Origin of the sequence: Acidisoma silvae, from assembly GCF_020618775.1 — a bacterium.
Classification (GTDB): Bacteria; Pseudomonadota; Alphaproteobacteria; order Acetobacterales; family Acetobacteraceae; genus Acidisoma; species Acidisoma silvae.
The window spans coordinates 535,426-549,521 of record NZ_JAESVB010000002.1 but is presented as its reverse complement, the minus strand read 5'-3'; the positions used below and the strand labels follow the sequence as shown (position 1 = coordinate 549,521).

General features: G+C 64.8%; 18 protein-coding genes. 6 read left to right on the top strand and 12 right to left on the bottom strand.

From position 1 onward, the window contains the following. The first annotated feature begins 7 nt into the window (after positions 1–7). A complete protein-coding gene (locus tag ASILVAE211_RS07205) occupies positions 8–499 on the top strand; it encodes a YciE/YciF ferroxidase family protein (RefSeq protein ID WP_227320612.1) in 492 nt (163 codons plus the stop codon). Positions 500–520: 21 nt separating this feature from the next. Here the strand turns inward: ASILVAE211_RS07205 and phnN are convergent, their stop codons facing one another. Genes phnN through phnG form a run of 8 tightly spaced genes read right to left on the bottom strand, consistent with a single transcriptional unit; the run spans position 521 to position 6,719 of the window. Further along, positions 521–1,084, bottom strand: a complete 564-nt coding sequence (gene phnN, locus ASILVAE211_RS07200; RefSeq protein WP_227320611.1) for a phosphonate metabolism protein/1,5-bisphosphokinase (PRPP-forming) PhnN — start codon at positions 1,082–1,084, stop codon at positions 521–523. Then, positions 1,081–2,217: an alpha-D-ribose 1-methylphosphonate 5-triphosphate diphosphatase gene (locus ASILVAE211_RS07195; protein ID WP_227320610.1), complete on the bottom strand. Its 1,137-nt coding sequence runs from the start codon at positions 2,215–2,217 to the stop codon at positions 1,081–1,083. The genes phnN and ASILVAE211_RS07195 overlap by 4 nt, the downstream gene beginning before the upstream one ends. Continuing rightward, positions 2,214–2,930, bottom strand: coding sequence for a phosphonate C-P lyase system protein PhnL (gene phnL / locus ASILVAE211_RS07190; protein WP_406566022.1), 717 nt, complete (start codon positions 2,928–2,930; stop codon positions 2,214–2,216). Before phnL ends, ASILVAE211_RS07195 begins: the two co-directional genes overlap by 4 nt. Next, on the bottom strand, positions 2,927–3,700 hold the full coding sequence (phnK, locus tag ASILVAE211_RS07185) for a phosphonate C-P lyase system protein PhnK (protein WP_227320609.1): 774 nt from the start codon (positions 3,698–3,700) through the stop codon (positions 2,927–2,929). Before phnK ends, phnL begins: the two co-directional genes overlap by 4 nt. After that, the gene (locus ASILVAE211_RS07180; RefSeq protein ID WP_227320608.1) at positions 3,697–4,542 is read right to left on the bottom strand and encodes an alpha-D-ribose 1-methylphosphonate 5-phosphate C-P-lyase PhnJ; all 846 of its coding nucleotides are present in this window, start codon (positions 4,540–4,542) and stop codon (positions 3,697–3,699) included. The genes phnK and ASILVAE211_RS07180 overlap by 4 nt, the downstream gene beginning before the upstream one ends. After that, positions 4,539–5,657 (bottom strand): carbon-phosphorus lyase complex subunit PhnI, encoded by a 1,119-nt coding sequence (locus ASILVAE211_RS07175; RefSeq protein WP_227320607.1) that lies wholly within the window; start codon positions 5,655–5,657, stop codon positions 4,539–4,541. Before ASILVAE211_RS07175 ends, ASILVAE211_RS07180 begins: the two co-directional genes overlap by 4 nt. A gap of 4 nt (positions 5,658–5,661) precedes the next feature. After that, positions 5,662–6,234, bottom strand: coding sequence for a phosphonate C-P lyase system protein PhnH (gene phnH, locus ASILVAE211_RS07170; protein WP_227320606.1), 573 nt, complete (start codon positions 6,232–6,234; stop codon positions 5,662–5,664). After that, the gene (gene phnG, locus ASILVAE211_RS07165; RefSeq protein WP_227320605.1) at positions 6,231–6,719 is read right to left on the bottom strand and encodes a phosphonate C-P lyase system protein PhnG; all 489 of its coding nucleotides are present in this window, start codon (positions 6,717–6,719) and stop codon (positions 6,231–6,233) included. The genes phnH and phnG overlap by 4 nt, the downstream gene beginning before the upstream one ends. Positions 6,720–6,791: 72 nt before the next feature. On the opposite strand from phnG, the gene ASILVAE211_RS07160 reads away from it, so the two are divergent. Then, positions 6,792–7,937: an alpha-D-ribose 1-methylphosphonate 5-triphosphate diphosphatase gene (locus ASILVAE211_RS07160; RefSeq protein WP_227320604.1), complete on the top strand. Its 1,146-nt coding sequence runs from the start codon at positions 6,792–6,794 to the stop codon at positions 7,935–7,937. Positions 7,938–7,949: 12 nt separating this feature from the next. On the opposite strand, the gene phnE is transcribed toward ASILVAE211_RS07160, so the two are convergent. Genes phnE through ASILVAE211_RS07145 form a run of 3 tightly spaced genes read right to left on the bottom strand, consistent with a single transcriptional unit; the run spans position 7,950 to position 10,470 of the window. Then, entirely contained in the window at positions 7,950–8,762 is an 813-nt protein-coding gene (gene phnE, locus ASILVAE211_RS07155; RefSeq protein WP_227320603.1) for a phosphonate ABC transporter, permease protein PhnE, read from the bottom strand. 32 nt (positions 8,763–8,794) lie between these two features. After that, positions 8,795–9,565, bottom strand: a complete 771-nt coding sequence (locus ASILVAE211_RS07150) for a phosphonate ABC transporter ATP-binding protein (RefSeq protein WP_227320602.1) — start codon at positions 9,563–9,565, stop codon at positions 8,795–8,797. Next, positions 9,562–10,470, bottom strand: coding sequence for a phosphate/phosphite/phosphonate ABC transporter substrate-binding protein (locus ASILVAE211_RS07145; protein WP_227320601.1), 909 nt, complete (start codon positions 10,468–10,470; stop codon positions 9,562–9,564). Before ASILVAE211_RS07145 ends, ASILVAE211_RS07150 begins: the two co-directional genes overlap by 4 nt. Positions 10,471–10,652: 182 nt before the next feature. On the opposite strand from ASILVAE211_RS07145, the gene ASILVAE211_RS07140 reads away from it, so the two are divergent. The 4 genes from ASILVAE211_RS07140 (at position 10,653) to ASILVAE211_RS07125 (ending at position 13,583) form a co-directional block, all read left to right on the top strand. After that, on the top strand, positions 10,653–11,135 hold the full coding sequence (locus ASILVAE211_RS07140; protein WP_227320600.1) for a YbaK/EbsC family protein: 483 nt from the start codon (positions 10,653–10,655) through the stop codon (positions 11,133–11,135). Positions 11,136–11,174: 39 nt separating this feature from the next. Beyond that, positions 11,175–11,807: a TetR/AcrR family transcriptional regulator gene (locus ASILVAE211_RS07135; RefSeq protein ID WP_227320599.1), complete on the top strand. Its 633-nt coding sequence runs from the start codon at positions 11,175–11,177 to the stop codon at positions 11,805–11,807. An 89-nt stretch (positions 11,808–11,896) separates the two neighbouring features. Next, the gene (locus ASILVAE211_RS07130) at positions 11,897–12,412 is read left to right on the top strand and encodes a DUF2852 domain-containing protein (RefSeq protein WP_227320598.1); all 516 of its coding nucleotides are present in this window, start codon (positions 11,897–11,899) and stop codon (positions 12,410–12,412) included. A 148-nt stretch (positions 12,413–12,560) separates the two neighbouring features. Next, on the top strand, positions 12,561–13,583 hold the full coding sequence (locus ASILVAE211_RS07125; RefSeq protein ID WP_227320597.1) for an alpha/beta fold hydrolase: 1,023 nt from the start codon (positions 12,561–12,563) through the stop codon (positions 13,581–13,583). A gap of 3 nt (positions 13,584–13,586) precedes the next feature. On the opposite strand, the gene ASILVAE211_RS07120 is transcribed toward ASILVAE211_RS07125, so the two are convergent. Next, a complete protein-coding gene (locus ASILVAE211_RS07120) occupies positions 13,587–14,078 on the bottom strand; it encodes a chemotaxis protein CheW (protein WP_227320596.1) in 492 nt (163 codons plus the stop codon). Between the last annotated feature and the right edge of the window lie 18 nt (positions 14,079–14,096).

The window sequence follows — 14,096 nt, the reverse complement described above, 5'->3', positions numbered from 1 at the left end:
ATGTCTTATGAACACGATGAATGACCTGTTCCTGCATTTTCTGAAAGACGTCTATTACGCCGAACGCCAGATCTCCAAAGCACTGCCCAAGATGGCTAAGGCAGCGCATAGCCCGCATCTGCGCGAAGCCTTCACGGAGCACCGTGAGGAAACGCAGCATCATATCGAGCGTTTGCAGCAGGTTTTTGAGATCCTCGGCAAACGGGCGCAGACCGTCACCTGCGAGGCGATCAATGGTCTGATCGAGGAATGCGAGGAGCTTCTGGACGAAGCGAAGGAGCCCAGCGCCGTGCGTGATGCCGGTTTGGCGGCCTGCGCCCAGGCCGTGGAGCATTACGAGATGGCGCGCTACGGCTCGCTCATCGCCTGGGCCAAGTCTCTTGGGAAGGCCGATATCGTCACCATCCTGGAAAAGACGCTGGCGGAAGAGAAGAAAGCGGACAGTCTGCTGACCAAGCTTTCCAATGCCGAAATCAATACCCTCGTCAAAGCGGCGTAAGCATCGCGCCTATGGCCCTGCTCAGTGCCGCATCAGTTCGGGCAGGGCCTCGGCGGCCAGTGCGGTAAACTGCCGCGCGAGTGCCGCAACCCCTTCCGCGATCGTGCCGTCATTGACGATGCGATGGGGGGTAATGCCCTCCATCCCCATGTCGCGGGCAAGACGTGCGTCGATCGCTGCCGATGATTCCCGGCGGCGGTCTGCCAGCCGTGCGGCACGGACCGCTTCAGGCGCCGTGATTTCGATGACGCTGACGGGGTAGCGTTCGGCGGCGTCCCTGACCACCGAACGCGACACATTGGCGACGACGATATGGCCCGCCGTCAAGGCGCCGATGGCGCTATGCGGAATGCCGTAATGCAGGCCATGCGCTTCCCAGAAAAGCGCGAATTCGCCCGCCGCACGGCGCGCCAGGAAATCCGCGACCGTCGCTGTGTCATGATCCTCGAAGGCTGCTTCACGGGTCACAGTGCGGCGAGCGAAGACGAAATGCGGATTGTCCCCCAGCGCCCCCGCAGCGCCAGCGAGCAGCGTATCCTTGCCGGAACCCGATGGGCCGACGATCAAGACCAGCCGCCCGGTCATGCGACCCGGCTGCCTTGGCGCCAGACGGAGACGGCGGCCGTTAGACCGGCAACCCGGCGTACCCGCACCAAGTCCGCACGCAGTCCCGGCGCGATGCGCCCACGGTCATTCAGTTTGGCCATCCGCGCAGGACCGGTGGTGACGAAGCCGATCGCGCGGTGCAGCGGCACGCCGCTATCGGCGATGGCGAAGGCGGCTTCCAGCAAAGCGGGCGGCACGTAATCCGAGGCGAGAGCGTCCACGGCATCGGCGGCAATCATGTCGGCGGCCGAGACATTGCCGGAATGGGATCCGCCGCGCACGATATTGGGCGCGCCTGCGATGACCGTCATGCCCATAGCCTTGGCATGGGTTGCGGCCGCCAGCCGGACCGGGAATTCGCTGATATTGATGCCGTCTGCGGCGTTCGCCTCCACCTCCTCAATCGTCTCGTCATCATGGCTGGCGATAACAAGATTGCGCGCACGGACCAGTTCCAGCAGCGCCTGACGGTTGGGCGCGCGCAGACGAGCGCGTTGCGCCTGCAATTCCGCGATTTCGGCGTCGATCCGGGCGAGAGAGGAACCGTCGATGCCACGGCGCTTGCGGTAGCGCTCGAGGTCGGCATATTGGCCAACGCCGGGCGTATGGTCCATCAGGCTGACCATGCGCATCAGCGGATGATCCAGCACCGGGGCCGCCATCCGCAGCATGTCCTTGGCCGGCATTTCGCAGCGCAGATGCAGCAGGTGATCGGCCTTGAACAGACCGGTTTCAGCCAGCGCCGTCAGGTCCTTGACCCCGTCCTGAAAGGTCTGAATACGGTCTTCGTCGTCGAAATTGAGGTTACCGACACAAAGCGCGTCGAAAACCGTGGTGACGCCGGCGACCGCGCATTGTGCGTCATGCGCCAGAAAGGCCGAGCGGGACGGCCATCGCGCGCCGGGGCGCGGCAACACCTGCCGCTCCAGATTGTCGGTATGCAGGTCGATGATGCCGGGCATCAGAATATCGCCGTCCAGATCGACAGCGCCTGCGGCCACGACCTTGCCGGAAAAAATATCCCGGATCAGGCCGTCCTGCACGACGACCGTGCCCTGAACAACACTGTCCTCAAGAACGATGGTGGCGTTTGTTAAAACAATTTGGGTCATGCGGCGGCCATCTGCGCGGGGTAAAGTTTGAACAAGCGATCCGCGATGGCGTCGCGCGTCGGCAGGTCATGGACGATGCCGAGGATTGCGGTGCCAGCGGCTTTCGCCTCCGCCACCAATCCCACGACCGCATCACGGTTAATAGCATCAAGTGAGGCTGTCGGTTCGTCCAGAAGCAAAATAGGATGGCCGCCGATGAAGCCGCGCGCGAGGTTCACGCGCTGCTGCTCACCGCCCGAGAAGGTGGCCGGGGGCAGGTTATGCAGCCGCTCCGGCAGGTTAAGGCGCAGCAGCAGGGTGCGGGCGCGGGTGACGGCTTCCGCATGATCGGCGCCACGCAGCGTCAGGGCCTCGGCCACGATTTCGATGGTCGGCACGCGCGGCACCACGCGCAGGAACTGGCTGACATAGCCCAGCGTATCGCGACGCACGGCCAGGATGCTGCGCGGATCGGCGGTCGCCAGATCAACCCAACTATCCTGGTGGCGGATGAGGATGCTGCCCTCGCCCACGCGGTAATTGCCGTAAAGGCTGCGCATGAGGGTGGACTTGCCGGCGCCGGACGGGCCGGACAGCACGACGCATTCGCCGGAATTGACGGTCAGCTCCACATTCTCCAGCACCGGCATGGTGGTGCCGCCTTGCAGATGCAGGGTGAAGGATTTGTGGACGCCATGGGTTTTCAGCATGGGATGGCCGGCCGTGTTCATCATGCCTGGAGCACCGAACTGACGAGAAGCTGCGTATAGGGATGCTGCGGATCGTCCAGCACCTGATCGGTCAAGCCCGTTTCCACCACCTGGCCGCGCCGCATGACCAGAATGCGCCCGGCCAGCAGCCGCGCGACGGCGATATCATGCGTCACCAGAATGACGGCGAGGCCGAGGCGGGAGACGAGGGAGCGGATAAGGTCGAGCAGTTTTGCCTGCACCGAGACATCCAGCCCGCCGGTCGGTTCATCCATGAAGACCAGACGCGGATGGGTCGCGAGCGTGCGCGCAATTTGCAGGCGTTGCAGCATACCGCCCGAGAAGGTGCGCGGCAGATCGTCTATCCGGCGGCCGTCGATTTCGACCTGGGCCAGCCAGTCCAGCGCGACCTGACGGATATTGCCGTAGTTTCGGTCTCCCTGCGCCATCAGCCGCTCGCCGACATTGCCGCCGGCCGAAACGCCCATGCGCAGCGCGTCGCGCGGGTTCTGTTGCACAAACCCCCAGTCGGAGCGATGCAGGGCGCGCAATTGTGGCGCGCCCATGGCATGGACGTCGTGCAGCGCCAGTTCCGGATCGCGATACAGAACCTGACCGGCATCGGGCTTGTCGCTGCCGGACAGCACTTTCAGCAGCGTCGTCTTGCCGGAGCCGCTTTCGCCGACGATGGCTAGCACCTCACCCGGCCAAAGCGCCATGGAGACATGGTCCAGCGCGCGAATGGACCCGAATTGCAGTTGCAGGTCATGCGCTTCAAGGAGGGGAAGGGTCATGACGCGTCTCCTTCCATCTCACCGCGTCTGTCGGCGCAGTAATCGGTGTCGGAGCAGACGAACATGCGGCTGCCGCGATCGTCGGTCACGACCTCATCCAGATAGCTGTTCGTCGCACCGCATAGCGCGCAGGCATGAGGCGCGCGGGTCAGGCTGAAGGGATGATCGTCGAAATCCAGCGGCCGCACGGTGGTATAGGGCGGCACGGCGTAGATGCGTTTTTCGCGCCCCGCGCCGAACAATTGCAGTGCCGGCATGCGGTTCATCTTCAGCGTGTCGAAGGCGGGGATGGGCGAGGGCGACATCAGATAGCGACCGTTCACCATCACCGGATAGTCATAGGAAATGGTGACATGGCCGAAGCGCGCGATATCCTCATACAGCTTCACATGCATCAGCCCGTAATCGGCCAGCGCATGCATCTGCTTCGTCTCGGCGCGGCTGGGTTCCAGCTTCGCCAGCGGCTCCGGCAGCGGCACCTGATAGACCAGGATCTGGTCGCCAGTCAGCGGCGTTTCCGGAATGCGATGGCGGGTCTGAATAACCGTCGCGTCCCTCGTCCGCGTCGTCGTTTCAACGCCGGCGACGTGGGAGAAGAAGCGGCGAATGGAGACAGCGTTCGTGGTATCGTCGGCGCCCTGGTCGATGACTTTCAGCACGTCGTCCGCGCCCAGAATGGCCGCCGTCACCTGGATGCCGCCGGTGCCCCAGCCATAGGGCAAAGGCATTTCGCGTGCGCCGAAGGGCACCTGATGGCCGGGGATCGCGACGGCCTTCAGGATGGCGCGGCGGATCATGCGCTTGGTCGGCTCGTCCAGATAGGCGAAGTTATAGCCGTTCATTGCGGCTCTCCTGCACCCGTGTCAGGTTTTGTCTCGGCACGCCGCCGGATCTGACGGATCGTTTCGAGTTCACTCTGAAAATCGACGTAATGCGGCAGCTTCAGATGCTCGACGAAGCCGGTCGCCTCGATATTGTCGCTGTGGTACAAAACGAATTCGATGTCCTGGGCCGGCGCATCCGCGTCTTCCCCCAACTCCTCGGCGCGCATGGCACGATCGACCAGGGCCATGCCCATGGCCTTGCGCTCGCCATGGCCGAAGCACAGGCCGTAGCCGCGCGTGAATTGCGGCGGTTCCGTCTTCGATCCTCCGAATTGATTGACCATCTCGCATTCCGTCAGCGTGATGCGGCCGATATCGATGGCAAAGCCAAGCTCGGGCGGTTCGATTTCGATGGAGACATCACCCATGCGCAGTTCGCCGACGAAGGGATGGCTATTGCCGTAGCCCCGCTGGGTGGAATAGCCGAGTGCCAGCAGAAAGCCTTCGTCGCCCCGGGCCAGCGCCTGCAAACGGATATCGCGTCCGGCCGGAAAGGACATCGGTTCGCGGGTGATATCGCCGGGCACAGCGTCGCTCTGTGGTTCGGCGCCCATTAGCCCTTCAGCTTGCAGCATATCCAGCACGCGCGGCGTGACGGCAGGCGGTGACTGATCCGCTTCGGTGGATGATGGCACCGCCGCTGGCACCATGGCGCTGTCGGCGTCAGCAGCCAGCGCGAAATCCAGCAGGCGATGCGTATAGTCATAGGTCGGCCCCAGCACCTGGCCACCCGGCAGATCCTTGTAGATGGCCGAGATGCGGCGATGGATCAGCATCGCACTCGTCTCGACCGGGCGGGAGGAGGCGAAGCGTGGCAAGGTGGTGCGATAGGCGCGGAGCAGGAAGGCGGCCTCGATCAGATCGCCCTGGGCCTGTTTGATGGCCAGCGCCGCCAGATCACGGTCGTAGCAGGAGCCTTCGGCCATGACGCGATCGACGGCGCGGCCAAGCTGTTCCGCGATCTGATCGGTCTTGATCTCGGGCACCGCTGTCTCACCGCGTCTTGTGCGCGCAAGCCAGTCATGAGCGGCGTCGATCGCACGCTCACCCCCTTTGACGGCAACATAAGCCATTGTCTCAGCCTTCCCCGATCCTGACGCTTCGCGGCAGGGCACAGAATGAAGAACCCGCACAGAGCAGCAGATCGACACCGCGCGGAAAAAGGCGGTGGTTCTGCTCCCATTGGGCGATGAAATCCGCAGGCAGACCCTGCGGCGCGATCACGATCGGCGTTTCCAGACCGGGGCCGTAGAGGGTCAGCTTCGGGCCGCCGTCCAGCGCGGGCACTTGCAGGATGATGGTGGCACCCGTTTCCGGTGCGTCATCGGTACCGGCGAACACATCGGCCAGTGGCGGCAGTGCGGTCGTGCAGAGGAAAGCGGCCGTGCCGATATCCGCGGCACGCACGACGCCGGCATGGAAGGCCAGCCAGTCCCAGCTATCGGCCAGGGGCTCATCCAGCCAGAGCGAGACTTCGGCATCCACCAGCGTCAGCAGCACGGCGGCGGTGGCGGGAGCCAGCGGCGGTGTCGCGACATCGGTCGCCAGCGTGACGATTTGGCCGGGGCTCGACATGGTGCGCAGCACCAGGCGGAAGCAGGCCTGCGCTTCGGCGACGGGATCGATAAAGCCGGGTTTTTCGAGCGTCATGACCGCATCGTCGCCAAAGTGAAGAAATCGACGCGCGTGGCTTCCGCCTCTGCGCGTATCGCCTTGTCCGCCTGGGTCAAGGCTTCAGCCAAAGGCGCGATCACCCTTGCCTCAAGCCCAGCACCATCGTCCGGGTCTTGCAGGGCGGCATCCAGGGCGGCTGCCAGTTCCGCCTTCTGCCCGTCGCGCCCGGCGATATAGGCATGGCCGATCTGGCCGCGCGCATTGCGGATGGTGCAGCGCGTGACTGTCATCTCTCCGAGATTGAAGGGCGCGCCGCTGCCGCCCATACGGCCCCGCACCATGACGAGACCGGCTTCCGGGCCTCGCAGGCGGGTATGGTCAGGCAAGGCCGGCTCTGCCGATAGCTGCGCCTCGATCGCCGAACGCTCCGCCCGGGCAAGGGTCGCCATCCAAGTGCGGCGGCGGTTCAAGAAGTCCTGTGTCAACATCGTCACCCAGAATTCATCTAGACGTCTAGACATTACGACCTGTCCGGTTAAAGTCAATGACAATCGATTGACATCGACCGGACGACGAAAAAGGAAGGCTAAGTCATGGAACTTGCGATCACGGGTGGACGCGCCCTGCTGGCCGATCAGGGGCTGGTCGCCGCCGATATCGGTGTGCGGGACGGCCTTATTGCCGAGGCGTCCGGCGCTGGGCGCCGCATCGATGCCTCCGGCCTGCTGGTTCTGCCCGGCATCATCGACCTGCATGGCGACGCCTTCGAGCGGCAGGTGCAGCCGCGCCCCGGCGTCAGCTTCCCGATGGATCTGGCGGTGGCCGAGACCGAGGCGCAGCTGCTCGCCAACGGCATCACCACAACCTTTCATGGCGTGACCTTGTCCTGGGAGCAGGGGCTGCGCAGCGCCGAAACCTGGACTAGCCTGTTGGCGGCGCTGCGCGCCAATCGTCCGCGTCAGAGCTGCGACATGCGCATTCATCTGCGCTGGGAAACCTACAACCTGCCGGCGCTCGATCTCGCCCTGCGGGGCATCGAGAACGGCGATGTGCATCTGTTTTCCATCAACGATCACACGCCGACCATTCTGCGGAAGATGGGCAATGACGCGGCCGGTGCGAAATACAGCGAGCGCGCGGGCATGAAACTCGATGCCTTTCGGGCGCATGCGACCGAAATCGGCAAGCTGGCGGATCAGGTGCCGGCGGCCATGGCGCGTCTGGCGGAAGCCGCCCGCCAGGCCGGTCTGCCCATGGCGAGCCATGATGATGCGACCGTCGCGGATCGCGACGCTTTCCGTGCCATGGGTGCCCGCATTTCCGACTTCCCCATGAGCATCGAGGTGGCAAAGGCCGCGACCGAGGCCGGCGATCACGTCATCATGGGCAGTCCCAATGTCGTGCGCGGCGGATCGCATATGGGCTGGTCCGGCGCGGCCGAGACGGTGGAAGCCGGTTTCTGCGATATTCTGACGAGCGATTATTTCTACCCGGCGATGCTGCGCGCTGCCTTCATCATGGCTGAGCGTCATGGCGAGAACGGCTTGGCTGAGCGTTGGGCGCTGATCTCGGCCAATCCGGCGAAGGCGGCGGGGCTGGCCGATCGCGGTCGCATCGCGCCCGGCCTGCGCGGCGATCTGGTGGTGGTCAGCACCGAGCCTGCCCCGCGTATCGTCGCGACCATTGCCGGCGGGAAGCTGGCCTATCTCTCGGCCGAAGGGGCTGCCCGCCTGCATTGACCGGTCGCCTGCCTATGCAATCCGCTGCCGCAAGGCAGCGGAGATGCGCTCGGCACCGACGACGATGATGAAGGTCAGCACGAGCAGCATGGAGACGGTGCGATACTGGAACAGGTTCATCGCCGTCAGAAGCTGAAAGCCGATGCCGCCGGCGCCGACGAAGCCAAGGATGAGCGAGGAACGGATATTCTCATCCAGACGATAGAGCGTAATGCCGAGCAGCGACGGCATCACGGTCGGGATAACGCCATGGCTGAAAACGGCGAGGCGGCTGGCGCCCGTCATGGTCAATGCTTCCACCGGCCCCATGTCGATATCCTCGATGGTTTCAGCGAACAGCCGCCCCATCATGCCAAGGCTGTGGATGACGATGGCGAGCGCGCCGGGGAAGGGGCCGAGGCCGACGGCGGTGACGAAGATCAGCGCCCAGACCAGATCGGGCACGACGCGAGCCAGCGCGATGAGGCCGCGCGCCAGGAAATAAAGCGGCTTGGCCGGCGTGGTATTGCGCGCCGCGATCAGCGCCAGCGGCAGGGCGAAGACCAGGGCAATAGCCGTGCCGAAAATGCCCATGTCGATCGTCTCAAGCGCCGGCCACAGCGCGTCAGGCAGGCCCGCGAAATCCGGCGGGAAGGAGCGGTGCAGGATATCGGCGATGCCGGCGGCACCCGTGATCAGATCCTGCGGCCGGGCATGGACCACGAAGGCCGATTGCAGGAACAGCGCCGCACCCAGAAAAAGCAGCACGAAGGTCATGGGATGCAGGCGCCGTCGCGCCTGGGCAGCACCGGGCAGCACGTCGTTCACGGAAGCGGTGTTCAGCATGATGTCAATTCAACCTATTCCGGGCAGCCGGTTCACGCGGGCAGGGTTTCGAGCGGCGCTTTGGCGTAAAGGGCCGAGACGGCGACTTCCTGCACATCGCTGGGCTTTTCGTCGAACAGCACGCGGCCGTCTTTCATGCCGAGAATGCGGTCGGCATGGCGGCGCGCCAGATCGGGCTGATGCAGCACGCAGAGAATGCCCAATCCGTCCTCATGCGCCAGGCGCTTCAGCAGGCTCATCAGTCCTTCGGCGGCTTCCGGGTCCAAGGCGGCCACCGGCTCATCCGCCAGCAAAGCCAGCGGGCGTTGAGCGAGCGCGCGCGCGACGGAGCACCGCTGCGCCTGACCGCCGGACAGCGTGCCGGCGCGCTGGTCGGCGAAGCCGAGCAAGCCCACTTCGTCCAGGCAGCGTTCCGCGAAGGGCCTTTCGCTGTGCGGCAGCAAGCCGAGCGCCGTCTTCCAGTTCCGGTGCCGGCCCAGCGTGCCGGCCATGACATTGGCGATGACGCTGCGGCGCTTCACCAGATTCGCGTTCTGAAACACCATGCCGAGCGCCATGCGCGCGTCGGCCAGACGTTGCCCCGTCAAGTTCGAGATCGGGCTGCCGGCAACGGTGACGCGGCCGGCTGTCGGCTGCAGCATGCCGGCGACGCAGCGCAGCAGCGTTGACTTGCCGCAGCCATTGGCGCCCAGAATGACGACCAATTCGCCGGCGTTCACCGTCAGGCTTGCATCCGTCAAAGCCATGCGCCCCGTGGGGTAGCGCATGGCCAGGCCGGAAACCTCAATGAGCGGTTGGCTCATGAACCCATCTTGGCGAGGTCAAGATGCAGCACCGAGACGAGGCTGCGGATGCCGTCATAGGCCTTGTCATCGATGGCGACGTAACCTTTGCCCTTAAGGCCGGTGATCTTGAGCTCGGCCGCCGGGATGCTGGAAAGGTCGAGATGACCGAGCACATCGGCGAGCTTGGCCTTGTAGGCGGCGGGCAGATTGCCGCGCACCGTCACCGGGTCATCAGGAATCGGGGCGCTGGTCCACAGCGTCACGAAGTCGGACGGCTGATAGATGCCGGCGACCTGGGCAGAAATGATTTCCTGGCTGTTGATTTCGCCGGCCTGCACCTTGTGATGCAGCAGGGCCTCATAGCTCGCCGTATGGCTGCCGGCATAAACGGCCTGAACGCCATGGTCGGGGTCGATGCCGGCGCTCTTCAGCGCATAGGCCGGGAAAAGATGGCCGGAGGTCGAAGCGGGGTCGGAATAGGCGAAAGTATGGCCGGCAACGCCCTTCAGGGTGGTGATGCCGGAGCCCGGCCAGGTGACGACGCTGGCGGTATAGGTATCGGGCGTGCCGTCCGGCTTGGCATAGGTCGCGACGACCTGCGCGCCGGCGATCTTGGACGCCAGGATATAGCTCAGCGGACCGAATTCGGCGATGTCGACCTTGCCGGCGCGCATGGCTTCGATGGTCGCATTGTAGCTGGTACCGATTTCCAGATCGACCGGGCAGCCCATCTGCTTGGAGATGAGGTCCGCGATCTTGTGATACAGCGGCACGAAGGCGGCCGAGGCATCATAGGGGATGACGCCGTAATGGATGACGCCGCCCGGGCAGGGGCTGGCTGCCAGCGCGGAAGCGCTGGACGCGACGAGCGTCGCGAAGCCGAAAAGCGCCGAACAGGCGGCGCCCTGGAGCAGTTTGCGCATAGGGACGGGTTCCTTGGCTTTACGCGCCGTGGTGGGAGGCGGCGCGGTCTGTTCGCTCTCTAGCCCGAAGATCCAAGGATCTTTTTGACATCTAGATGAATAAGCCATGACGCCTGCGGCTTGCCCTGAGTTATGCCGCGCGGGATAGTCCCGCGACTGTTATGCGAAGAGAGAGTGGACGAATGACGATTGAGGCTGTGCGTCGCTTCCTGGCCGAGAAAGCCCCGGATATCGCCATCATCGAGTTGGACAGCGTGACGGCGACGGTGGCGCAGGCAGCGGAAGCGCATGGCGTGGAGCCTGCGCAGATTGCCAAAACCCTGAGCCTGCGGGTGGGTGACCGGCCGATGCTGATCGTCACCAGCGGCACCACCCGCCTCGACAACCGCAAGGCGCGCGCGATTTTGGGCGGCAAGCCGCGCATGCTGAATGCCGAGGAAGTGATGGAGATGACCGGTCATCCCGTCGGCGGCGTCTGCCCTTTCGGTCTGCCGCGCACTCTGCCGATTTATTGCGATCTGTCCCTGCGGGCCTTTGACGAGGTCGTGCCGGCGGCGGGCGCCATCAACGCCGCCTTGCGCATCGCGCCCGACCGTTTGGCCGGGTTGGTCGGCGGAGAATGGGTCGATATCTGCGAGGCGCCGAAGGAAGAGCAGACGGCCTGAGGGCGTGCCAAACCGCCTGTCTTGGCGTAAGGGGCGGGGATGAGCTGGTCAGGTCAAAGGCGGGGCTATCACCACGGCAATCTGCGCGAAGCGCTGATCGAAGCCGCGCAGGTGCTGATTGCCGAGCGAGGCCCGGCCGGTTTCACGATCGCGGAGGCGGCGCGACGGGCGGGTGTCAGCCCGGCTGCGCCTTATCGCCACTTCAGGGACGCGGATGCCTTGCTCGCCGAAGTGGCCCTGCGCGGCTACGAGCATTTGGCGGAAACACTGCTGCGCGCCTGGGCCGGCGGCCGTCCGACACCGGTGCGGGGCCTGGAAGCCATCGGCCGCGCCTATCTCGACTTTGCCCGCAGTGAGCCGGCTTTTTATGCCGCTATGTTCGAGGCAAGACTCAACCCGGAAGACCATGCCGGACTCTTGTCGGCCAGCGAACGCGCTTTCGCGGTCATGCGTGAGGCGGCCGAGGCTGTGGCAGCGACTTTGCCCAAGGGGGAGCGGCCGCCGCCGCTGATGGTCGCCCTGCATCTCTGGGCCATGGCGCATGGTGTCGCGGCCCTGTTCGGGCGGCGGGACGGCAGCCGCCGCACGCTGCCGATGTCGCCGGACGATCTGCTGGAAGCTGGCATTCTCGTCTATCTGCAAAGCCTCGGCCTGGCGGGCAGTCCGCGATAGGTCTTTTGCTGCTCTGCAATCATCTTGACGACGTCACGGCTCGATCCTAATGTAAATGTAGCTTACATTCACATGGAGCCAAAAAGAACATGTCTGGCGCGGCGAACCAAGGCGTATTCGGGCAAGGCCCGATCTGGCGGGATGATGCGCGAGCCTATGCGCTCTGGGCCATATCCCGGCCCTTCATGATAGCGGGGGCCATCATCGGCTTTGCACTGTGGTGGCCCATCGGTGTCCTGTTTCTGGTCTTCGCGGTCTGCAACAGGCGCTTCGGCCGTCTGGTCTTCGGCATGGAGCCCGGCGGCGGCGGCCAGGGTTTCCGGGGCGGATGCTGGGGCGGCGGCCCATCCGGCGCCCCGTTCGGCGCCTGGGGCCGGCGCGGCAGCGGGCCAGGTCGCCCAGGTGGCGGATCCAGCGGCAATCAGGCTTTTGACGATTACCGCATGGCGACGCTGCGTCGCCTGGAAGAAGAGCAGGCCGAATTCACCAGCTTTCTGGACCGGCTGCGATTTGCCAAGGACAAGGCGGAGTTCGACCAGTTTATGGACGAGCGGCGCACGCGCCCGGAATCAGGCAACGAGACAGGCTCTTCCGGCCAAAGCTGATCGGCGGCTCAAGGCCTGGGGCGGCCGCGAAGCCGCCCTAAGTCCGCTGGTTGGCTGCGCAAGTCGGAATCCTCGTGATGCCGCCATGTGACAATCTCATGTCATTTTTCTATGCGGCTGACCGTCCCGATGCTAGGCAGACAGGATCATGCACGATCCTCTCGGCAATATCGCAGCCTTCCCGACGGCAGACCGGCCCGGCGCCCGCAGCTTGCCGGCTTTCGTCCGGGCGAAACGCGCGCAGAGAGCGCAGGCGGGCCGGGCGCGGCCAAGGAAGATCGACGGCGCCTTCACCATGGCGGATGGCGTCATGCTGCCTTTCCGCGAATGGCTGCCGGCGGAAGCGCCGCATACCGTGCTGCTGGCCCTGCACGGCATCAATGACAGTGCCGATGCCTGGGAAGCGCCCTCGGCGCATTTTACCGCTTCCGGCATCGCCATCATCGCGCCCGATCAGCGCGGATTTGGCGCGGCCCCCGGCAATGGCCGCTGGCATGGCACCGAACCGCTGGTGGCCGACGCGGAAGAAATGGTGCGCGTGGTGCGCGCGCGCTTCCCAAAGGCGAAGCTGTTTCTGGCGGGCGAGAGCATGGGCGCCGCCGTGCTGATGGTATTGGCTGCCCGCAATCCGGGTCTCGCCGTCTCCGGCTATGTGCTGAGCGCGCCGGCCGTCTGGGGCCGCACGGAAATGGCCGCGCTGCATCGGCTGTCGCTGTGGTGGGCGCATAAGACGATCCCCTGGCTGCGGCTGAGCGCGGATCGCCTCGGCATCAAGCCGAGCGACAATCACGAAGCCATCAAGGCGATGCGCCATCCCAGCCTGCGGCGGCCCTCCGCCAGCATTCATGCCCTGAAGGGCCTGGCTGATCTGATGGATGCGGCGCTGAGCAGCGCCGGCCATCACCGGCCGCCGACTTTGTTTCTGTATGGCGGCAAGGACCAGTTGGTGCCCAAGCGTGCCATGGCGACCTGCTGGCGCCTGGAGCAGAAGAAGCGCCGTGGCCATCGCGTCTTCGCCTATTACCCGGACGGCTATCATCTGCTGCATCGCGACCTCGCCGGCAGCACGGTGACGCTGGACGTCGTGCATTGGCTGATGAATCCCGGGCAGCCGCTGCCCTCTGGCGCGCATCATCGCGCCGCCGATTGGCTGGAGCGCCGCGCTGCCTGACGCTCAGGCGTCTTCGAATGTCAGTTGCATCTGCGGCCGGGGGATGACCGCCGACAGCGACAGAATGCCGATGATGCTCTGGTCGATCATCACCAGGCTCTCGACATAGGTCGGAGCGGTGGCGTCACCCGTATCCGGTGTCGGCTGGCGCATGGCGTCGGTGACGGTGATGATGTCGGACACGGCATCGACCAGGAGGCCCAAGGTCTTCTCCTCCCATTCCACCACCACGACGACGGAGGCCGGTGTCGGTACGCTGGCCGGCAGGCCCAGACGTCGCGCCAGATCGACGATGGCCAGGGCCTGTCCGCGCAGATTGATCATACCCCTGATATAGTCGGGCGCATGGGGGAGTGGGGTTGAGGCGATCCAGCCACGGATTTCCCTGATATCCATGATGTTCAGAGCAAATTCCTGATCGCCCAGGCGAACCGACAGAAGCTGGTCGGCGCGCTCGCTTTGCCGTGCCGCTGCGTCCTGAGCGTGTTTTGACATCGCTTCGTCTCCTCCATG